This window comes from Flavobacterium sp. AED (assembly GCF_000812945.1).
Taxonomy (GTDB): Bacteria; Bacteroidota; Bacteroidia; order Flavobacteriales; family Flavobacteriaceae; genus Flavobacterium.
The window spans coordinates 89,057-111,215 of the sequence record NZ_JSYM01000002.1; the positions used below are offsets into that span (position 1 = coordinate 89,057).

The following is a 22,159-nucleotide window of genomic DNA, read 5'->3' on the forward strand; positions in this document are numbered from 1 at the left end:
TTTTTATGATATAAAATAGATGGACTAAATTACATATTCATCAGCAATACTTAATGCCTGGGAAATAATAGCTAAACCTTCATCAATTTGTTCTTCATTTATCATTAAAGGTGGAGCAATAAAAATATAACCCCAACGCACAAACGTATATAATCCTAGTTCTCTTAATTTGGCACCCACTTTATTCATCACTTCCATTTCGGCAGCATTAGCATTGAAAGGAGCCATCAATTGATACGGTTCTTTGCTTTTTACAACATCTAAACAACCTAATAATCCTTTGTTTCTAAAATCACCTATTGAAGGATGTTTTGCGCGCATTTCATTGATGCGTTTCTCCATATATGCTCCCATTTTAATTGTGTTTGCTATCAAGTTGTCGCTTTCGTAAATGTTGACAACCGCCAGTGAAGCTGCTAAAGAAACCGGATGAGAATTATATGTTAATCCCAACCATAATGGAGAATCGTCGAATTTTGCGGCAATTTTATCCGAAACCATCAAACAACCTAATGGAAGGTAAGAGGAAGTCAACCCTTTTGCCATGCAAATCATATCGGGCACAATAGTACTATGCTCAAATCCAAACCATTTTCCTGTTCTCCCAAAACCACTCATTACTTCGTCCGCAATAAATAAAATTTCATATTTTTCACATAAAGCTTTAATGCCTTTTAAATATCCTTTTGGATAATGAAGGCAACCCGAAGATCCGCTTTCTCCTTCGAAAATAAAAGCCGCAATGGTATGACCGCCTTCATAACGAATAATTCGTTCTACTGAATCCAAGCTCCATTTTAATCTCGTTTCTTCATCTTGATCGCTTAAACCATAAAAATCATAAGGATCGTCAAGATGAAAAATATTAGTCGATTGTTGTGCGTCCGTATATTGTTTTCTGGGATCACCACCCACTGACATACTTGCCGATGAATTTCCGTGAAAGCCTCTGTATCTGCCAAATATTTTATGTTTTCCAGTATATAAACGGGCTAGTTTTATAGCATTTTCAATTGATGAAGCACCACAAAGTGTAAAAAAAGCTTTGTTTAAATCTCCAGGGCAAATGGATGCTAATTTTTTAGCTAATTTGGCTCGAATTTCGGTGGTACAAGAAGGCGTCACGTAACTCACTTTTTGCATTTGTTCGACTACGGCATCCGTAACACGCTGGTCGCAATGACCTATATTCACTGACATTAATCCGCTGGAGAAATCAATAATTTTTTTACCACCAGTTTCATATAAATAAACGCCTTCGGCTCTTTCGATTGGAATAGGATTTACATTTTTTTGGGCAACCCAAGTAAACAAGCTGTATTGTTTACTATCACTTATTATTTGTTCTTTAGTCAACATGCGTTATTTATATAGTTTTAGTTTATTTTACAACAAGGTCATAGCTGTAAAGATATTCGTCTCTTATGAACCCCATTTTGTGATAGAGTCCTTGTGCAGTGATGTTGTTTTTTGCTGTTCTCAATCGAATTAAATCGGAACCTAATTCTTTTGCCAAATCAACGGTTTTTAGAATTAATTGTTCTCCAATTCCTTTTTTTCGAATAGTAGAATCAACAAATAAATCATTTAAAATCAGTATTTTATTCAATGCCAAAGAAGAGAACGTGACATAGATTAACGTAAAACCTATGGCTTTTTCGATATTATCTTCATCAAAAGCTAAAAAAATAATAGCTTCATCATTCTCTAATCGTTCTTTTAAATACGTTTTGTGTTTTTCGGTATCAGATGGTTTTTTATAGAAAACCAAATATTGATCAAACAATGGCGTCAATTGATCCAAATCTTGTAAAGTAGCTTTTCGTATCATAATTGTTTATTTTTAAATGGTTTGAACATTAAAAATACAAATTATTATTTAATTTCCATCCTCTTCTCCTTTGGGGAGTCCATATAACTTCTTGAATGAAGGATTTAACTCATCCAGTTGGTACCTGCTTCAGGATTCCATTTGGTTGTCGTTTTCTTTTCTTTTGTAAAAAATCCAATAGCACTTTTTCCTGTAATATCTCCTGAACCAAATCTTGATTCATTCCATCCACCAAAACCAAAAGGTTCTCTAGGAACAGGAACACCAATATTTACACCGCACATTCCTGCGGAGGCATTCTCTGTAACATAATTGGCTAAACCGCCACTTTGTGTAAATACGGAACAGGCGTTTCCATAAGGATTGGCGTTTTCAATTGCTAAAGCTTCGTCAATCGTATTAACGCGAACAATAGTAAGAACTGGCCCAAAGATTTCTTCTTTTGCCACACGCATATCGGCAGTAGCATAATCTATAATAGTTGGTCCAACATAAAAACCATTTTCTTTTCCGGGAACAATAGTGTTTCGACCATCCAAAATGATTTTGGCGCCTTGTTGTTCGGCTTCAGTGATATAGGCTTCAATTTTTTCTTTGGCTGCTTTCGAAATTACAGCACCCAATGTTGTGCCACATTGAATTTTATTGGCATCATCGATTAGTTTGTTTAAAATAGCATCGCAATTCCCTACTGCTATTAAAGTAGCCGCTGCCATGCATCGTTGTCCTGCGCAGCCACTCATGGAAGCCACAATATTTGAGGACGCCATATCAGGATGCGCATCTGGAAGAAGAATGATATGATTTTTTGCTCCACCAAGTGCTAAAACTTGTTTCAAATTATGAGTGGCTCTTTGATACACTATTTTTGCCACTTTCGTAGAACCTACAAAAGTGATGGCTTTGATATCTGGATGATCACACAAATTTTCAACAGTAGATTGTGTACCATTTATGATATTGAATAAACCATCAGGAAGTCCGGCTTCTTTCAATAGTTTTGCAGTGAATTGGCTACTTATGGGTACTGCTTCGGATGGTTTTAAAATAAAGGCATTCCCTAATGCAATTGCATTTACAATGGTCCAATGCGGAACCATAGTTGGAAAATTAAAAGGAACAATCGAAGCCACAATTCCTAATGGTAATTTAGTAGAAGAACAATAAACTCCTTTACTGACTTCCATATTCTCTCCATTTACAAATTGTGGTAGTGAGCAGGCAAATTCGGTCAGTTCAATTGCTTTGTCAATTTCGGCTTTGGCTTCTCCGTGTATTTTTCCGTTTTCACGGTAAATAATTTCGGTGAGTTCAGTACTGTTTTGTTCCAGTAATTGTTTGTATTTATAGAAAACTTGCACGCGTTCTTTTAAGGTAACTTTTTGCCAGGCTTTTTGTGCTTTTTGAGCAAAATCGATAATTTCATTCAAATCTTCCATAGTAGATTCATTGAAAGTAGTTAATTCCTTACCGTCTAATGGCGATATAACTGTATGAATTTTACTGGAGCTGCCAGACTTAAAAGCTCCATTTATAAAGTTTTTTACTTCATCAAATACCATGATTTTACTTTTTTAGTTTTTCAAATATACACTTTTTATCAAAAAAACAATAATATTTTTTGTGTGTATTAAAAATATTGTTAGATTTACAAAATAATAACCTAATTATTAATTTATTTACAATGTGTATTTAAATTAGTTTTAAGTGTAAGTTTAAAACTAACCAGTTTAAATTATTCTATTAACCAAAAACAAAATCAATGAAATCAATCTCAACTATTATTGGAGTCGCCTTACTATTTCTGGCAGGACTTTGTTATTTTATTAATTGGCATGCTTTAGTTCCTGCATTTACTGTATTAGGAATTGCAATAATGACAAGAAAAGCATTAGAACCTTTAATTATTGGTTGTGCTGTGGGATTTGTTTTATTAGCAATGCAAGGTGGATCCAAAGAATTTTTTCCTGAAGGAGAAGGGATGATTTTTCCTTTGAATATGTTTGACGGTATGTTTTCTTCCATTTCTAGAGATGCACATGACCAAGGATTAATATGGGTAATATTAGTATGTATATTATATGGCGCATTTGTACAATTATTAGTGGCTTCCGGTGGAATTAATGCAGTTGGAAAATATTCTGAAAATCATGTTACAAATAAAAAACAGTCGTTAATTATGACTTATTTTCTAAGTTTTTTCTTTTTCCTGGATGATTACTTAAGTGCATTGTCTATTGGTAATACGATGAGACCCATTACAGATAAATTTGGTGTTTCAAGAGAAAAATTAGCCTTGGTTTTGAGTTTTGTTTGTGTACCGTTGACTATAATATTTCCAATTTCGACTTGGACTATTTTTTATGGAACTCAAATAGCAGCTATTGAAGGAGGTGTTTTAAATAGTGCGGGAAAAGTTATAACAAGTCCTATCGAAGCATTTTTGGGAACAATTCCGTATAATTTTTCGGCTTGGATTTCTTTAATTCTTGGGGCATTAGTAGTGTTTCAGTTAATCCCGGACTCAAAAGCAATAAAGGAAGCAGAGGCAAATGTAAAAGTAATTGATGCTGATGTTGTAAAAGTTAAGAAAAAACCAGCGAAAGAAGGGAAGTTAGTCTATTTCATTTTGCCTTTGGTTATTCTAATCTGGTGTACCATTTTTCCTTATCCGTATGATTCAGAATATTGGGGTAGTGTAACTTTTTCTTCTGAATCAATTTTCAGTAGTATTGATGCACTTCGTGGAATAGCCACCGCTTGTGTTTTTACGTACTTGTTTTATTTAGTATTAGGGGTAATTAAATTCAATAAAATATCAAACAACTTCGTTAAAGGGATGGAATCAATCACTTTCGTATTAGTGGTTTTAGGAATGACCTATTTATTAAAAGATGTTCAAAACGGATTGGGATTTAATGAATTTGTAGCAGAGAAATTGCAAGGAATTAGTTGGTTGAATAGTGCGACACTTCCTTTTGTTGTTTTTGCATTAGTGGCATGGATTTGTTGGGCTACAGGCTCAAACTGGGGAATATATGCGATTTTAGTTCCAACGACTGCTATTTTATCACGTACAATAGGAGCTGATTTTTGGCTAACCCAAGGAGCGTTGGCTTCTGGAACTGTTTGGGGAGCTGCAGCTTGTTTCTTCTCAGATAATAGAGTTCTTACAGCGCAATCTTGTAAAATAGATATGATGAAACATGGTATTTCACAATTTCCATATCAGTTAGTAATATTTGGAATATCATCCATAATGTATTTGATAGCAGGGTTTATTTTATAATGTAATTTGATAGTATGATTAAAAAAGACATTTTAAACAATGAGTTTCATGTGAGAAATGCAACGGTAGAAGATGCTGTTCAGATGGAGTATGTGCAAAAACAGTGTTATCCCACTTTGCATGAATCAGAATTAATGAACAGGAATCATTTTATCAATCATATTAAAATTTTTCCTGAAGGTCAGATAGTAGTCGAAAAAGATGGAATTATTGTTGGTTCAGCAAGTACAATGAGAAGTTTTTTTCAAATTGCAGATAAAACCTATTTAGAAACTACTGATAATTTATGGATAACCAGTGCGCATGTACCTGATGGTGATTGGATGTACGGAATAGATATGGGAGTCTTACCAGAATATAGAGGTTTGGGGCTTTCAAGAGAGATGTATTTAGTAAGACAAGAAGTTTGCAAATCACTTGGATTGAAAGGTCAAATAATCGCAGGAATGACTATTGGTTATGGCAGAGTAAAAGATAAAATGACAATTGAGGAGTATTGTTATGCATTGGAGATTAAGAAATTTACTGACCCAACCGTAACACCTCAAAAGAAAGCGGGATTCAGGTGGATAAAGCCACTTTACAATCATATTAATGATCCTGAAGCTGGATATGCTAGTATACTGATGTATTTTCCAGTTGATGTTGATTATAAAATATAGGATTCTATCTGAAATTGAATTGTATTAATTAATTAGAATTAAATCGATGATAAATAGAAAAATTTTAAACGATAAATTTATAATAAGAAATGCAATTCTTGATGATGTTATTGAAATGGAATATGTTCAATCAGAATGTTATCCAACGTTGCATAAATCGGAGATATTGGACAGAAATCATTTTGCGAATCATATTAAAATATTTCCTCAAGGTCAAATTGTAGTGGAAAAAGAAGGAAAGATTGTAGCGTCAGCAAGTACTTTCAGATGCAATTTCCCGGAACACGACAGTACTTTTTTGGAAGAAACAGATAATTTATGGCTTACTAATGTTCAAATACCGGATGGCGATTGGATGTATGGTATTGATATGGGTGTGTTGCCTGAATACAGAGGTTTAGGACTTTCTAAAGAACTGTATAAAGCGCGACATGAAGTGTGTAAAATACTTGGAATCAAAGGACAAATTATTGCGGGAATGACTATTGGTTACGGAAAAGTAAAAGATAAAATGACCATTGCAGAATATTGCGAAGCATTGGAGAAAAAAGAATTTACGGATCCAACTATTACACCGCAACGAAATGCAGGGTTTAGATGGATAAGAATTTTATACAATTATATCAATGACCCAGAAGCGGGATATGCCAGTATTTTAATGTACTATCCGGTCGATGAAAATTATAGTTTATAATTTCTCTGCAAAAAGAAGAATAACAAGTTAGATTAAAATTCAGAATATAATTAAATAAAAAAAAATGGGAACTCAAATTAAAAAAGTATCAGAAATTCCTGGACCAAAGAGCAAAGAAATGTTAGCAAGAAGAGCAGCTGCTTTACCTGCCGGTTTAGGAAAATCTACCGAAGTGGTTGTTGAAAAGGCTGAAGGCGCTTTAGTGTGGGATGTAGATGGGAATCAATTGATTGATTTTGCTGGAGGAATTGGGATGGTAAATTTGGGTCACAGACCTCAAGTAGTTGTTGATGCCATAAAAGACCAAATGGATAAATACCTTCATACAGGTGCATTGGTAACTACTTTTGAACCGTATTTAGAGTTTGCAGAATTACTTAATAAAATTACTCCGGGAGATTTTCCTAAGAAAACATTATTGGCTTGTTCCGGATCTGAGGCGGTAGAAAATGCAGTGCAAATTGCAAGATATTATACGAAGAGACCTGCAGTTATTTGTTTTGAAGGAGCTTATCACGGTAGAACTTTACTAACATTGAGTTTAACCAGTAAATACGCTTTATTTAAAAAAGGGTTTGGTAGTTATGCTCAGGATATCTATCGTTTTCATTCTCCAAATGTATATCGCAAACCGGATAATTTTACGGAAGAAGAATATATTGATTTTTGTATCGAACGTTTCGACCAGAACTTAATTTCACACGTAGATCCTTCATCAGTTGCAGCAATTATTATCGAACCTGTTCAAGGTGAAGGTGGTTTTATTCCTGTTCCAAAACGTTTCTTGGAAAAAATCAGAAAAGTTTGTGATGAACATGGTATTGTTTTTATTGCCGATGAGGTTCAGGCAGGTGCAGGAAGAACTGGGAAATTCCTTTCTATCGAACACAGCGGAGTGATTCCTGATATGGTAACGATGGCAAAATCGATAGGTTCTGGATTGCCAATTAGTGCTGTAACCGGAAGAGCAGAAATGATGGATGCTCCTCATTTAGGTGGAGTTGGAGGAACATATTCTGGAAGTCCAATTGCTGTGGTTGCTGCACTTGCTACTGTGAAACAAATTAACACACCGGAATTTTTAGCAAAATCAGTTCATGTGGGAGATGCCATTAGAACACGATTAAATACAATGGCAGATAAATTTTCTTGTATTGGTGATGTGCGTGGAATAGGAGCGATGCTGGTAGTTGAATTTGTAAAAGATAAAAAAACCAAAGAGCCTGATATGGATTTTGCGATGGCAGTAATCAAAAAATCAGTCGCAAATGGATTAATTTTAATCAGAGCAGGATTGTACACCAATTGTATTCGTTTTTTACCTCCAATTGTTATCACTGACGAACAATTGCACGAAGGATTGGATGTGATTGAAAATGCAATCCAAGAAGTATTGAACGAAAGAAAATAATTTTGACGAAAGCCTAAAAGTCGAAAGTCATAAAGACTAGTTCGATATTTAGACTTTATGATATTAGACTTTATGACTTTTAAACTGATATATAATGCCAATATTATTACTATGGATTCTGCTTTTGCAAAAGCGGATTCCATGGTAATTAACCATTTGGGAAAAATTGAAGCTATAGGAACGGAAACTGAATTGCGAAATCAATTTGGTTCTTTTTCCAATGAATTTGATTTTAAAGAACAAACAGTTGTTCCAGGTTTGAATGATGCACATATCCATGTTTGGAAAATTGGACATCTTAGAACGTATATGTTAGATGTTCGGGGTGTGAAATCCATTGTGGAATTCAAAAGATTATTAAAAGAGTTTGCCGAGAAAAACCCGAATTCCGAATGGATTATGGCTCGTGGAATTAATGAGATGGTACTCGAAGAAAAACGGTTGCCAACCAAAGAAGATTTAGATGAAATTATTTCTGACAGGCCTGTTTTTGTAATTAGAACTTGTGCTCATATTGGAATTGCCAATTCAAAAGCCATAGCAATTTCAGAAGTTGATGAAGCTACTGAAGTTCCTTTTGGAGGAGAAATTCGCAAAAATAAAGATGGTAGTTTGCAAGGTATTTTTACCGAAAGAGCTTTGGGATTAATCATGAATACTATTCCTCCATTTACTTTCGAAGAATATAAAAACATGATTTTGGAAGCGCATAAGTATTTATTGAGTTTAGGAATTACAAGTGCGACTGATCCGGCTGCAAATGAAGAATTATTGGCAGCTTACATTAAATTGGAACAAGAAGGATTATTGAAAGTGCGAATGAATGTTTTCCCGCTTAGAATTCCGGACGGAAGCGATGAAATTCAGGTTTTACCGAAACAATATGAATCGGAATTTTTACAAATAAAAACCGTGAAGTTTTTCTCTGATGGTGGTTTAAGTTCGGCTACAGCAGCATTAAATGTTCCTTATAAAAATACCGATGGATATAAAGGCGTTTTGAGATTGGATTACGATAAGTTTTATCAAACAGCCAAAGAAGCTGTTGAAAAAGGATTCTCAGTTGCCACACATGCAATTGGGCATCAAGCAGTTGATTTGACTTTGAAAGTGTATCGTGATTTGTTCAAAATTGATAATACTTTAAAACACAGGATTGAGCATGTTGGATTTTTATCCAATGAAAATATAAAAGATTTTAAACACATGAATATGACTGCAGCGATGCAACCCATTTTCATTTACGAATTGGCAAACAATTTCAAAAGCACTTTGCCAGACGAATTATTAGATGTGGTTTATCCTTGCAAAACGGTTTTGGATAACGGAATAAATTTAGCCTTATCTACCGATGGTCCCGTGGTAAAAGAGATTAATCCTTGGGTTAATATGGAAACGGCAGTAACTCGAAAAGCGATGGATGGCTTTGTCATTGGCGAAAGCCAGAAAATAACTTTTGAGCAAGCATTACGCGCTTACACTGTAGGAAGTGCGATTGCGGATAATTTAGAAAATATAAAAGGAAGTCTTTCTATAGGGAAATATGCTGATTTTATTGTTTTGAATAAAAATCCATTTAAATTAGACGATGTTTCTACCGTTGAAGCCAATGAAACTTGGGTAAATGGAGAATTAAAATATAAAAAAGAATAGAAAATCATACGTTATCAGGGTTTTAAATCCTGATACCGTTTTAAAAAAAATAAAAGATGAGTGCATTAGATGATGAATTAGATTACCAAATATTGAAACTCCTTCAAAAAGACGGCAGAATGTCGTTTACTGAAATTTCTAAAGAAATTAATGTGGCTGTGAGTACCATTAGACACCGTTATATTAACTTAATTGAAGATGGGACTTTGCAAATTATTGGAAGGGTCGATCCTAATAAAATTGGTTTTAATGCTTATGCAAGTGTTTTGATTTCGGTTAAACCAAAATCATACATGAAAACCATTTTTGAGGAATTAGCAAAGTTGCCTGAAATTAGTTTCTTGGCTTCTGTTTCGGGGGATTATGATATTGAAGCCAATATTATGTGTCGGGATATGGAGCATTTGAATGAATTATTAGGAGATAAAATTCATGCGATGGAAGGTGTTTTTGACACTAAAACAAATATGTATATGAAAATTTACAAATTCGCGCAACCCGATTTAGAATTAGCAAAATTATCAAGCAAGCAAAATGAATAATACAGACAAATTATACGAAAGAAGAAAAAAAAGTGTTCCAAACGCTTTAGGAATTTTCAATCCATCCAGCATTCAATCTGCCAAAGGAGCCATCATTATTGATGCTGATGGTAGAGAGCTGATTGATTTTGCAGGAGGAATTGGGGTAAATAATGCAGGACACGGTGTGCCAGAAATTATTGAAGCAATCAAAAGTCAAGCAGATAAATTCATTCATGCTTCCTTCAATGTTTCCGTTTACGAACAATATTTAGACTTAACGGAAAAGTTGTGTGAGATTTTGCCGCATGGTGAATCTACTAAAGCAATGCTGACGTTATCTGGTGCTGAATCAGTTGAAAATGCCATTAAAATTGCTCGTGCCGTAACCGGAAAATCAGGAATTATCTGTTACGACGGTTCCTTTCACGGACGTACAATGATGGCGATGACTTTGACATCTAATGTGAAATACAAAGAAGGTGCCGGACCTTATGCTCCTGAAGTATATCGTCTTGAATTTCCGTATTACAAACCGAGTATGAGCGCCAGAATGACTGAAGCCGAATTCGATGATTTGATGATTATGAAGTTGCATAAAACTTTTTCATCAACCGTTTCAGTGAGTCAAACCGCTGCAATTATTTTGGAATTAGTACAAGGCGAAGGTGGTTTTACTGTTGCTTCCAAAAAATATGTTCAATACTTGCGTAAATTCTGTACCGAAAATAACATTTTCTTGATTTTTGATGAGGTACAGTCCGGTTTTGGTCGTACTGGAAAATGGGCCGCTTTTGAACATTATGGAGTAACTCCAGATTTGTCGACTTGGGCAAAATCTATGGGGGGCGGAATGCCTATTGGTGCTGTTATTGGAAAACAGGAAATTATGGATGCCGTTAAACCGGGACTTATCGGAGGAACGTATTTAGGAAATCCGTTGAGTTGCGTGGCTTCATTAGCAAGTATCAATTACATGCAAAAAAATAACATCAATGCTGCTGGTGAAAAAGTCGGACAAATTGTTAGAGAAAAATTCAACCAGTTGCAGGTAAAGTATCCTAAAAATATTACGGATGTCCGTGGATTGGGAGCGATGTTGGCTATAGAATTTTTTAATCCAGAAACTAAAATGCCTGATGGTGATGCCACAAAAGCCATTGTCAATAAATGTTTAGAGAAAGGATTGATTGTAATCACTTCTGGAACATACGGAAATTGCATCCGAATTTTAAGTCCATTATTTATAGAAGATGAAATTTTAGAAAAAGGCTTATCTATTTTGGAAGAAACAATAGAAGAAATACTATCATGAGAAAGCAATATATAAATGGAGCATGGTGCGACGCAATTGATGGCGCAACTTGGGATCTACAAAGTCCGGCTACCGAAGAAATAATTGATAAAGTCCCTTTTGGAAACACTGCTGATTGTACGTTAGCTATTGCAGCCGCTGATGCTTCTTTCAAAGAATGGAAAAGTACGACATCATATTTTAGAGCTGAAATATTAAAAAAAGCAGCTAATTATATTCGGACAAACGTAGAGACTTTCGCAAAGGAAACTTCATTGGAAACTGGAAAACCAATGCTGGAATCAAGAGGGGAATGGCAAGTTTCGGCTAATCTTTTCGAATGGTTTGCTGAGGAAGGAAAAAGAAATTATGGGCGAGTAGTTCCTACGAACAGAGCCGATAAAAGAGCGATGGTTATTTATCAGCCAGTAGGAGTTGTGGGAGTGATTACGGCTTGGAATTTTCCTGCTTACAATCCCTCACGTGCTGTTGCAGCTGCTTTGGCCGCCGGTTGTTCTGTAGTTATGAGAGGTTCGGAATTTACGCCTTTGTCGAGTTTTAATTTGGCTACAGCCATACACGAAGCTGGAATTCCTAAAGGAGTTTTCAATTTAATCAACACGGAACCGGTTTCTACCGGAACCGAAATGATTGATAATCCTTTATTGAAAAAAATAAGTTTTACGGGAAGCACAAGAGTTGGAAAGATTCTGATGGACGGTGCTTCAAAAACATCGACGAAATTATCACTTGAATTAGGTGGAAATGCTCCGGTAATTATCGAAAAAGATGTAGATGTAGATGTAATTGCTCATCAAGCTTTAGTTGCCAAATTGAGAAATTGCGGTCAGGTTTGTGTTTCACCGCAACGGTTTTATGTTCATGCAGACATTTTTGAGCAATTCACTGCTATTGTGAAGGATGATATTTCAAAATTGAAAACAGGAATTAACGGTGGTGATATTGATTTTCTGGGTCCGCTTATTAATAAAAAACAACAGGAACATTCCTTGGCTATGCTAGAAAAAGCGAAAAGCGAAGGTGCAACTATTCATATTGGCGGTGAACCAACTGAGAAAGGATTTTTTGTACATCCAGCTTTGGTTGAAGCAAGACAAAGCCAATCTTTTATCAAAACGGAGATGTTTGGACCATTGATGATTGTGATTCCTTTTGAATCCAAAGAACAAGTGATCGAATGGGCAAATGATACCGAATACGGCTTGGCTTCGTATGCCTTTACCAATCACATAAAAACGGCTAATTTCTATGCTGAAAATCTTGAATTTGGAATGGTAGGAATTAATGAATGGGCTCCTCAAGGAACTGAATTGCCATTTTCAGGTTGGAAAAGTAGTGGAATAGGTCATGAGTCCGGTTCTGAAGGATTAAAAGAATACATGGAATTGAAACTAATCAGTTACGGCAATATGTCATAAAATTTTAAACTAATAACCAAAAAGGAACACCCAAAAACCAACACATGAAAAAAGAAATTTTAGGTAAATATACGTTGCAAACGCCTTTACCGGAACATGCAAAACAGCAAGCGGAATTACAAGAAATTGTTTTTCCAACTTTGTCTGCGGAAGAATTAATTACGGAAGAAAAATATAAAAGACATTTGGAGATTTTTCCAGAGGGACAATTTATTGTTTTGGATGGTGATAATGTAATCGCTTCTTGTACAACTTTACTTCAAAATTACCACAAAGGACATCATACTTTTTTGGAGATTTCTGATGATTTATGGTTGGGAACTCACGATCCTAAAGCCGATTGGATTTATGGGTTGGATGTTTCTGTTCATCCGGATTACCAAGGGAAAGGTATTGGAAGAGAAATTTATAATGCCCGTCAGGACGTTGCCAAATCGCTAGGTTGCAAAGGACAAATGACGGCTGGGATGCCTATTGGTTATGACAAAGTAAAAGATCAAATGACTATTGCGGAATATTGTGATAAATTAATCAAAGGAGAAATTATTGACCCAACTGTTACGGCTCAAACCAAATGCGGATTCATTCTAGTGGAACCATTGTTTGATTATTTAGATGATCCTAGAAGCGGAAATTGTTCGGTGTTGATGTATTGGCCTTTGGATTCAAACACTAAATTAAGTGAGAACCATTAAAAAAGTGTTCAGTTCGAAGTATTCAGTCGCAGTTAACGGCTAAACAAATTTCGATTTATTATTGAACTTAATAAGGGTACTATCTTAATGGTTCAAAAGTAAAAATTTTAAACAAAAAACAAAATGATATTCAAATCAATAAATCCATTTTCAAGAGAAATTATTGCGGAACACGAAGTGTTGACGAACGCACAATTGAATCAGAAATTGGAACTGTCAGAAAGTGCTTTTAAAAATTGGCGAAATACGTCTTTTCAGGAAAGAGCTGATAAAATGAAAAAACTGGCTAATATTCTGAGAGAAAAGAAGGACGAGTTAGGTTTATTGATTACTAATGAAATGGGTAAAATTTTACCTGAAGGAATTAGTGAAGTCGAAAAATCAGCAGGGAATTGTGATTTCTATGCGGAGAATGCAGAGAAAATGCTGAAAGACGAAAAGTATGATACGCCTTTTACCAGCATGTCTGTCTATGACCCGATGGGGGCAGTTTTTGCGATTATGCCTTGGAATTATCCTTTTTGGCAAGTATTGCGTTATGCCGCGCCAGCAATTATGGCGGGGAATGTGACACTATTAAAACATGCACCAAACGTTATTGGCTGTGCCAAAGCTATCGAAAATGCATTTCTGGAAGCTGGTTTTCCAGAAGGTGTTTTCCAACAAATAACCATTGATATTGCCCAAGTCGAAAGTGTAATCGCTTCGGATATTGTGCATGGAATTACGTTGACTGGTAGTGAAATGGCAGGTTCTTCTGTGGCTTCATTGGCTGGAAAGCATATCAAAAAATCAGTTATGGAGTTGGGTGGTTCAGATGCATTTATTGTTTTGAATGATGCCGATATTGAAAAAGCAGCTACTGTTGCTACTCAATCCAGAATGCTAAATGCAGGTCAGGCTTGTATTTGTGCCAAACGTTTTATCGTTACCGAAAAAGTTGCGGATGAATTTGCTTCCCTTTTTGCCCAAAAAATAAATGCTTTACATCAAGGAAATCCTTTGCAGGACGGAATTAATATGGGACCATTAGCCCGATTGGATTTGGCCGAAAAGCTAAGCCATCAATTAGAAAAATCATTGCGACAAGGAGCAAAATTAGTACTGGGAGGAGAGCGTGAAGATTGCAATTTCCAACCGACATTAATTGATTTTGTGGATGCTAATAATATTGCTTTTCAAGAGGAAACTTTTGGACCATTGGCTACAATTATAAGAGCCAAAGATGAAAACGATGCTGTCGCTATTGCAAATAACCACAGATACGGTTTAGCATCGGCTATTTGGACAGAAGATCGTGAAAATGCATACCGATTGGCACGAAAAATTGAAGCCGGAAATGTTTTTATAAACTCATTGGTACGTTCTGATTCCAGAATTCCTTTTGGAGGGACAAAAAAATCAGGGTATGGAAGAGAATTGTCTGAAATTGGTATCAAAGAATTTATGAATATGAAATCGGTAATTATCGAATAATTATAATTAAGAATAAAAATTAAATTAAAATTAACAACCAAAACCAACCAAAAAATGAAAAAAGCAGTATTAATTTTAGCATTAATGTTAACAAGCGGTTTGGCATTTGCACAAGACACACCAGTTGCTACTCCTGTGGCTGAACCAGAAGCTCCAGAACCTAAATTCACAGCCGCTGTGGATGTTGTGTATCCTTACTTATGGAGAGGAATAAAATATTATGGAGATAAAATAGCTGTTCAGCCATATATGGCTTATGCTATTACAGATAAATTATCGGTTGGAGTATGGGCAACAACAAATTTTTCTAATGCTGCCGATGCTTACAACGAGTTTGATTGGAATATAGCCTATCAAGTATCTCCTGTTGTGAAAGTAATGTTGAGTGATTACTATTGGCCAGCTACTAAAAATAATCCAGATTGGGAAAGAAGCAGTTATTTTGATTATTCAGAAGGGTCGGCACAGAGTTTAGATCTTTCTGTATTGTTAGACTTTTCTGAAAAAGGGGTGCCGTTGGATTTTCAATGGAACACGTTTATTGGAGGGGGAGATTATAAATATGATGATAATGGTAAAAGATCAAGAGCTTTTTCTAGTTATGCTGAAATAGGATATACGTATTCTTTAGAAAGTGCAGGTTTGGATATTAGACCTTTTGTAGGAGCTGTAGTCATTAATGGAGGGTATTATGGTGTTGATGCGAGTGGCAAAGCAGGATTTACTTTCTCGAATGTAGGGGTAAATGTTGCTAAAGAATTGAAAATTACGGAGAAATTTAGTTTGCCGGTTTTTGTCAGATATACGAATAATGACTACGGAATTCAAAAATTTGATAGTAATGATAACCTGACTAAAACGGTTCGAAATTTCTTTTCTGCGGGTGTTACCTTTAACATTAAATAATTCATTTTCTATCAGATTACCTTTTTTTATTTTGATAGCCTAGTTTAATAATTTTATAAAAAAAAAATCGCCATATGGCGATTTTTTTTATTTTAGAATCTCAATTGATATACTTCATCTAAATCTTTTTCGGAGCTGATATTTACTTTTAAATCAGTTACAAAACCTGAATTTAATCCGTAAACCCAGCCGTGAAGTGTTAAATCTTGCCCGTTTTTCCATGCTGCCTGAACAATGGATGTTTTGGCTAAATCAAAAACTTGTTCTTTTACATTGATCTCAACAAAAGCATTGAAGCGTTCTGTCTCATCAGTAATTGAATTTAGGTATTGATCATGTAATCGATAAACATCTTTTATGTGTCGAATCCAATTGTCAATAATACCAATGGAATCATTTCCCATTGCAGCCTTTACACCACCACAACCATAATGTCCACAAACAAGGACATGTTTTACTTTCAAAACATTTACAGCATAATCTAATACACTTAACATATTCATATCAGTATGGACTACCATATTGGCAATATTTCTATGCACAAACACTTCACCTGGTTTAGCTCCAATTATCTCATTAGCAGGAACTCTACTGTCTGAACAACCGATCCATAATAAGGGTGGAGTTTGACCTTTGGCTAAATCTTGAAAATAATTTGGATCCTTAGCTAGAGAAGTTTCGACCCATTCTTTATTGTTATCTAATATTTTTTTATAAAAATCGCTCATTTTTTGTTTTTGTTAAATTTTAAGAATCTCTTAAACAGATTCTATTAAAGATTAATTATTTTTGAAAATCCTCAGAATTGATTTCTCTTTGTATTGTTTTTCTTTTTGCAACATCATAATAATGTTCGAAAGTAACTTTGTTTGGTGTTTCTTCACTATTTTCTAACTGATAGGCTTTTTTAAATCCTCTAAGCTTCACTTTTATATTTTCATCTTTTGCCCTAGTAGTTTTAAATTCATGTATTAAATCCAAGATATCATGGGCTATATAAACTGTGTCTTTTGCATCTATAATTACTTTTGAGTTTTCCGGAATATCATTCAGTGTAGATTTAATTGCCGCTTTATTTAAAAAAGATACTTCTTGTGCTAAATCGATATGAATGACATCACCATCCGCGTATTCTTCTTTTCTAAAATGATAAGCTCGTTTCAAGTTTCCTCTCAAAACAAATATAATACTAATGATAATTCCTAGCGCAACACCTTTTAATAAATCAGTAAATACAACTGCTAATAAAGTAGCGATGAAAGGAACAAACTGATATTTTCCTTTTTCCCAGAAATGTTTGAATGTTGATGGCTTAGCTAATTTATATCCTACTAACAGTAATATTGCTGCTAATGTTGCCAATGGAATTTTATTCAAAATGAATGGAATAGTTACAACACTTACCAATAAAAATAAACCATGAATGATGGTAGACATTTTAGATTTGGCTCCCGAATTACTATTTGCAGACGTACGTACAATTACAGATGTTAATGGTAAACCACCTAAAAGAGCGCTCACCATATTTCCAATTCCTTGAGCTTTAAGCTCTACATTGGTATCTGTATAACGTTTTTGGACATCCATTCTATCAGCTGCTTCAATGCTTAATAGCGTTTCTATCGAAGCAACAATAGCAATGGTAAAGGCAACAACCCAAACTTTAGAATTTGTAATTCCAGAAAAATTAGGGGTTACAATTATTTGTTTGAATTCTTCTAAAGACGTTGGAACTGGTAACGAAACTAAATGCTCTTTGGCTATAGCTAATGAACTTCCAGCTGATGTGAAAATCTCGTTCAAAATAACACCAACAATTACAGCTACAAGTGCACCGGGAACTAATTTTAATTTTTTCAAAAAAGGAACTTTATCCCAAGCAATTAATATTACCAATGAAAGTAATGTTATAATAATGGAACCCAATTGAATGTAATTAAAAACGGCCAGTAACGCAGAAAATGTATTGCTTCCTCCCAATTCTAAAAAGGCTTGATCCCCTTCAAAATCACTATCATAACCAAAAGCATGGGGCAGTTGCTTGAGAATAATAATAATTCCAATTCCGGCTAACATTCCTTCAATTACATTGGTTGGGAAATAATTTGAAATAGTTCCTGCCTTGATAAATCCCAATACTAATTGGATTAAACCGGCAATAAAAACTGCAGTTAAAAAAACGTCAAAAGCACCTAAATCCGTTATTGCAGTAAGAACTATAGCAGTTAATCCAGCAGCTGGACCCGAGACACTTAAATGAGATTTACTTAAATAACCTACCACGATACCACCTATAATACCTGAAATTATCCCCGAAAATAACGGTGCACCTGAAGCCATTGCAATACCTAAACACAATGGAAGCGCCACCAAAAAAACCACTAAACCTGATGCAAAATCGGATTTGAGGTTAGCAAAAAGATTGATTTTTTTTGTCATAATACCTTACTGAAAATTGAATACAAAGAATTTGTTCACATTGTTATAATGTGAGAATTAGATTTTAAAATTTTAAAATCAACGTTGTATTAAACTTGGTCAGGTGGGGGAATGAATATAGTAGAAGCAATTATATCGTGTTTAGACAAGTTCTCTGATAGAATAAGACTTGAAGTTAACTCCGATAAATTGATTATTTCATATGCCATTTCAAAATGAAAAATTGCTTTAATCTGTTTGTGTGATTGTTCTTCTTCAAAAAAACTATAGGTAATAGAAGTATCAGTACTTTTCTCTATAGCACTAACAATTGTTGGTGTCAAAAGAAAAGCAATAAAAACAAACAATAATATTCTTGCAATTAGCTTCATTGCTGCAAAAGTAGAATTTAACAAATGAAATAAATACTATTTTATGAAATTTAAAACAAAATTAACATCTGTATTGTTTTTATAGAAGGAGTAATTAGAATTGTTACAATCTTTATGTTTTGTTGATTTATGTGAGTAATTAACGAATGTGTTTAAAATAGTTATTTGTGTAAATGCTGTTTAATATTAGGGGGTTGTTGTTTGTTTTTGATTAAAATACAAGTAAAATAACTTTTTTTTATAGGTATTTTGTATATATTGTATAAAAAACAGGGGTGTTGTTAGATTTGTTGATTATGAAATTTTTAAAATATTACAGTAATAATATGGAATATCTATTATTCTCTAATGATTTTTTGTTATCAATAATTCTTCTCGAAAAGAGCCAAAAAAGTAATTATTAATTATTCAAGTAAGATAAAAGTTAATAAATTCGCCAAAAGGAAAAAGTATTTGACTCCTAAAAAACAATGATTAAGACGTTATTTCTTTTTTAGATCATATAATAAAAATGGCAAATCAAAATATTTAATACCTATTTAACCAAAGTAATACCCAACCAGATTAATAACTAAAACTAAATTAAACATGAAAAAAGCATTAACTATTTTAGTAATTTTACTAACGACAAGCATGACATTTGCACAAGATGCGCCAGCACCAGCAACTACTTTTGGAGGATCAGCTGATATGTATTATAAATATGATTTTGCTAACTTAGCAGGAAATGGAAAAACTAGTTTTACTAATTCTCATAACTCGTTTGAGTTAGGAATGGCTTCGATTGAGGCATCTCATAAAATGGGTAAAGCATCTGTTTTTGTAGATTTAGGTTTTGGAAACAGAGCAAAAGAATTTACCTATAATGACAATGCAAGCTCATTTATGATTAAACAATTGAATTTCACTTATGAAATTACAGATAAATTTAAAGTTACCGCAGGTAGCTTTGGTACTCATATAGGATATGAACTATTGGATGCTGTAGATAATAAAAACTATAGTATGTCTTATGCTTTTACAAACGGACCATTTTTTAATACAGGTGTAAAAGCGCAATATACTTCAGGTAAAGTTAGTTTTATGGCTGGAGTAACAAATCCTACAGATTTCAAAACTGCTCTTGAGGCGGGTTCTACTCAAAAAACTTTCATCGGACAAGTTGCTTATGTTGGAGATTCAGGAAGTATTTACTTTAACGTAACTTCTGGTAGCTCAAATCCTGCAACTACTGTGAATAAAACACAATTTGATGTAGTAGCGTCTAAAAAGATTTCTGATAAATTCTCTTTAGGATTTAATGGGACTTACGCTTTGATAAACGATGATGTAATTAGTGCTAATGACGAAAAATGGTTTGCTTTAGTTGGATATGCTACATATGCTCCAAAAAATAACCTTAGTTTAGCATACAGATTAGAATATTTTGATGCAACAGATGCTGCTGTTACTCTTTCTGCTTTAGGTGGATCTAGTATTGTAGGGAATACACTTTCATTAAACTACAAAGTTGGGAATTTAACGATTATTCCTGAGGTTAGAGTTGATCTTTCATCAGAAGATGTATTTATGGATAGTAATTCAAGCCCATCAAGTTCTAATGCATATCTTTTATTAGGAACAACTTATAGTTTCTAATTAAATAAGACAATATTTTTTTTTGCTGTCAAGATACTTTTTAAGTGTTTTGGCAGCTTTTTTTATGGAATCAAAATGGATTTCTTAATAAAAGTGGTTGAGTTAAGAGTAATGTTTTAATAGCCCAAAAATAGAACCTTTCAATAAAAGCTCATTTGCAGTATTTTGTTGTTGTTTAATAGTTAGATTATTAAAATATTTATTTTTATTACTGTTTATTTATAATCCTGCAAGGTTTCTAAAACCTTGTAGGTGTCATCTTTAGATTTACATACCTATTAGGTAAAAAAAAGGCTTTCAGGAAAATCAGTTATCCATAAGTTAATTGATTTGTACAGTTTATAAAATAATAACTGTATAAAAGAAATGGACTTTTTGAAAGATTCAAAAAGCCCATTTCTTTATTTCTTAAAACTGATAAATTATTGTTTCTTATATATCGAGTAGATTATATTCTTGGTGTTTTCATCTACTGTTTCATCTACTTGAGATTGGATATAATGCAATTTGAATGCTGTTATAGCAGCCGAAAGGTTTTTTGTATCATAGCCAATAATACGCAATCCTTGTTCTATATTGAAGTCAGCTGGTGCAGTTTCTAAGGGTTCATCAGACCAAATTCCAAATCCTTTCTCTGCTAAAATTTTCCAAGGGAATAAAGCACTCGGGTCTTTTTTTCTGGTAGGAGCAATGTCTGAATGACCAATAATATTTTGAGTAGGAATATTGTAATCTTTTTTTAGTTTAGTCAAAAGGGCTAGTAAGCTATTGATCTGTAATTCAGTAAAAGGTTCTATTCCGTTATTGTCTAGTTCAATTCCTATTGACGCAGAGTTGATATCCGTGTTTTTTCCCCAGGAACCAATACCTGCATGCCATGCTCTTAAATAGTCATTTAGCATCTGAACTACTTTACCATTATCTGAAATTACATAATGAGAACTTACCTGAGACTCTATTTTTGTAAATGTATTTACGGTTTGTTTCAATGAATCTTGAGCAGTATGATGTATAATTATGAAATTAGGTTTTCGTAAATTAAAATTTACGGTGCCTATCCATTCGGTGTTAATTCCATTTGTTAAAGGAGTAGAACCCATTTTTGAAATGGAATCTTTAAAAATATGTAATTGTTTTGCGTATAAAGTATCGATACTTATTGATGTCACTGGAACAGAAGGCAAAACATGTGGCTCTTTGTCTGAAATAGTTTCCTTTAATGTTTTGAGTTTCGTATCGTATACTTTCTCACTAGCTTTATAAGGGTTAGTGGAACAGGAAGTTATTAGAATAACTAAAATTAAAATCTGAAAATGTTTAGTCATACTTTTGTCTTTAGTTTTTATTCAAAAAATTATCTGTTCCTTTTTGATTTTTTCGGGTTTTTACTTTCTTCTTTAAAAACCTTGTATTTTTCCTTTTGATCGTCGTTCAATAACTCTACAACCTTTCTTTCTGTATTTTCTGAAAGTATTTGAATGTCTTTCATTTGGTCACTTTGATTGGTGTCTTGTTTTAATATGACTCCTTGCTGTTTAATGCTTTCTGTCAATATGTTTGCAATAGCAATTTCTTGAAGTTCATCAAGTACCAGTGCAGGTTTTAGTCTTTCCATGATTTTTCCTACAGTTTCTTCAACTGGGACTTCTCTTGGTTTGTCCGGTGTTCTATTTTGATCCATTCCGCTATTCATGCGGCCGCTACCATAACCATTTCTGCCATAGCCACCTCCACCATAACCACTATTTCCATATTGCGCTGAAATAGTATTAATAGACAATAACATAAATGCGGTCACAAATAAAGACGGAACTATTTTCATATTTAATGTTTTAAACAG

General features: G+C 34.0%; 20 protein-coding genes. 12 read left to right on the plus strand and 8 right to left on the minus strand.

Going from position 1 to position 22,159, the window contains the following annotated elements; genetic code table 11:
* Positions 1 to 24: 24 nt before the first annotated feature.
* From OA85_RS09635 to mmsA, 3 genes are all read right to left on the minus strand, one after another.
* The gene (locus OA85_RS09635) at positions 25 to 1,359 is read right to left on the minus strand and encodes an aspartate aminotransferase family protein (RefSeq protein WP_039109551.1); all 1,335 of its coding nucleotides are present in this window, start codon (positions 1,357 to 1,359) and stop codon (positions 25 to 27) included.
* 22 nt (positions 1,360 to 1,381) lie between these two features.
* Entirely contained in the window at positions 1,382 to 1,831 is a 450-nt protein-coding gene (locus OA85_RS09640; protein WP_052257198.1) for a GNAT family N-acetyltransferase, read from the minus strand.
* A 104-nt stretch (positions 1,832 to 1,935) separates the two neighbouring features.
* A complete protein-coding gene (gene mmsA / locus OA85_RS09645) occupies positions 1,936 to 3,393 on the minus strand; it encodes a CoA-acylating methylmalonate-semialdehyde dehydrogenase (RefSeq protein WP_039109553.1) in 1,458 nt (485 codons plus the stop codon).
* 200 nt (positions 3,394 to 3,593) lie between these two features.
* Here mmsA and OA85_RS09650 point away from each other — a divergent pair, with 200 nt between their 5' ends.
* The 11 genes from OA85_RS09650 to OA85_RS09700 all read left to right on the plus strand — a co-directional run bounded on the left by OA85_RS09650 (position 3,594) and on the right by OA85_RS09700 (position 15,871).
* Positions 3,594 to 5,120 carry a Na+/H+ antiporter NhaC family protein gene (locus tag OA85_RS09650; protein ID WP_039109554.1) on the plus strand — a complete coding sequence of 509 codons (1,527 nt, stop codon included), beginning with the start codon at positions 3,594 to 3,596 and terminating at the stop codon, positions 5,118 to 5,120.
* A gap of 14 nt (positions 5,121 to 5,134) precedes the next feature.
* Positions 5,135 to 5,782, plus strand: coding sequence for a GNAT family N-acetyltransferase (locus OA85_RS09655; protein ID WP_052257199.1), 648 nt, complete (start codon positions 5,135 to 5,137; stop codon positions 5,780 to 5,782).
* Positions 5,783 to 5,828: 46 nt separating this feature from the next.
* Complete coding sequence (locus OA85_RS09660) at positions 5,829 to 6,476, plus strand: GNAT family N-acetyltransferase (RefSeq protein WP_039109555.1); 648 nt, start codon at positions 5,829 to 5,831, stop codon at positions 6,474 to 6,476.
* A 64-nt stretch (positions 6,477 to 6,540) separates the two neighbouring features.
* Positions 6,541 to 7,887 carry an aspartate aminotransferase family protein gene (locus tag OA85_RS09665; protein ID WP_039109556.1) on the plus strand — a complete coding sequence of 449 codons (1,347 nt, stop codon included), beginning with the start codon at positions 6,541 to 6,543 and terminating at the stop codon, positions 7,885 to 7,887.
* 57 nt (positions 7,888 to 7,944) lie between these two features.
* Positions 7,945 to 9,540, plus strand: coding sequence for an amidohydrolase (locus OA85_RS09670; protein ID WP_082014153.1), 1,596 nt, complete (start codon positions 7,945 to 7,947; stop codon positions 9,538 to 9,540).
* Positions 9,541 to 9,596: 56 nt separating this feature from the next.
* Positions 9,597 to 10,082 carry an Lrp/AsnC family transcriptional regulator gene (locus OA85_RS09675; RefSeq protein WP_039109557.1) on the plus strand — a complete coding sequence of 162 codons (486 nt, stop codon included), beginning with the start codon at positions 9,597 to 9,599 and terminating at the stop codon, positions 10,080 to 10,082.
* Positions 10,075 to 11,376, plus strand: a complete 1,302-nt coding sequence (locus tag OA85_RS09680; RefSeq protein ID WP_039109558.1) for an aspartate aminotransferase family protein — start codon at positions 10,075 to 10,077, stop codon at positions 11,374 to 11,376. Before OA85_RS09675 ends, OA85_RS09680 begins: the two co-directional genes overlap by 8 nt.
* On the plus strand, positions 11,373 to 12,794 hold the full coding sequence (locus OA85_RS09685) for an aldehyde dehydrogenase family protein (RefSeq protein WP_039109559.1): 1,422 nt from the start codon (positions 11,373 to 11,375) through the stop codon (positions 12,792 to 12,794). The genes OA85_RS09680 and OA85_RS09685 overlap by 4 nt, the downstream gene beginning before the upstream one ends.
* Positions 12,795 to 12,838: 44 nt before the next feature.
* Positions 12,839 to 13,489 carry a GNAT family N-acetyltransferase gene (locus OA85_RS09690; protein WP_052257201.1) on the plus strand — a complete coding sequence of 217 codons (651 nt, stop codon included), beginning with the start codon at positions 12,839 to 12,841 and terminating at the stop codon, positions 13,487 to 13,489.
* Between the two features lie 123 nt (positions 13,490 to 13,612).
* Positions 13,613 to 14,965, plus strand: a complete 1,353-nt coding sequence (locus OA85_RS09695; RefSeq protein WP_039109560.1) for an NAD-dependent succinate-semialdehyde dehydrogenase — start codon at positions 13,613 to 13,615, stop codon at positions 14,963 to 14,965.
* 54 nt (positions 14,966 to 15,019) lie between these two features.
* Complete coding sequence (locus OA85_RS09700; RefSeq protein ID WP_039109562.1) at positions 15,020 to 15,871, plus strand: TorF family putative porin; 852 nt, start codon at positions 15,020 to 15,022, stop codon at positions 15,869 to 15,871.
* Positions 15,872 to 15,963: 92 nt separating this feature from the next.
* Here OA85_RS09700 and can read toward each other — a convergent pair whose 3' ends face one another.
* The 3 genes from can to OA85_RS09715 form a co-directional block, all read right to left on the minus strand.
* Positions 15,964 to 16,599 carry a carbonate dehydratase gene (gene can / locus OA85_RS09705; protein ID WP_039109563.1) on the minus strand — a complete coding sequence of 212 codons (636 nt, stop codon included), beginning with the start codon at positions 16,597 to 16,599 and terminating at the stop codon, positions 15,964 to 15,966.
* 55 nt (positions 16,600 to 16,654) lie between these two features.
* Entirely contained in the window at positions 16,655 to 18,310 is a 1,656-nt protein-coding gene (locus tag OA85_RS09710; protein ID WP_039109564.1) for a SulP family inorganic anion transporter, read from the minus strand.
* Positions 18,311 to 18,399: 89 nt separating this feature from the next.
* Entirely contained in the window at positions 18,400 to 18,681 is a 282-nt protein-coding gene (locus OA85_RS09715; protein WP_039109565.1) for a hypothetical protein, read from the minus strand.
* Between the two features lie 588 nt (positions 18,682 to 19,269).
* Between OA85_RS09715 and OA85_RS09720 the strand changes: the two genes are divergently transcribed.
* Positions 19,270 to 20,319: a porin gene (locus tag OA85_RS09720; protein ID WP_039109566.1), complete on the plus strand. Its 1,050-nt coding sequence runs from the start codon at positions 19,270 to 19,272 to the stop codon at positions 20,317 to 20,319.
* A 422-nt stretch (positions 20,320 to 20,741) separates the two neighbouring features.
* Here the strand turns inward: OA85_RS09720 and OA85_RS09725 are convergent, their stop codons facing one another.
* Both OA85_RS09725 and OA85_RS09730 read right to left on the minus strand, forming a co-directional pair.
* Positions 20,742 to 21,644 (minus strand): N-acetylmuramoyl-L-alanine amidase, encoded by a 903-nt coding sequence (locus tag OA85_RS09725; protein WP_039109567.1) that lies wholly within the window; start codon positions 21,642 to 21,644, stop codon positions 20,742 to 20,744.
* 29 nt (positions 21,645 to 21,673) lie between these two features.
* Complete coding sequence (locus OA85_RS09730) at positions 21,674 to 22,141, minus strand: hypothetical protein (protein ID WP_039109568.1); 468 nt, start codon at positions 22,139 to 22,141, stop codon at positions 21,674 to 21,676.
* Between the last annotated feature and the right edge of the window lie 18 nt (positions 22,142 to 22,159).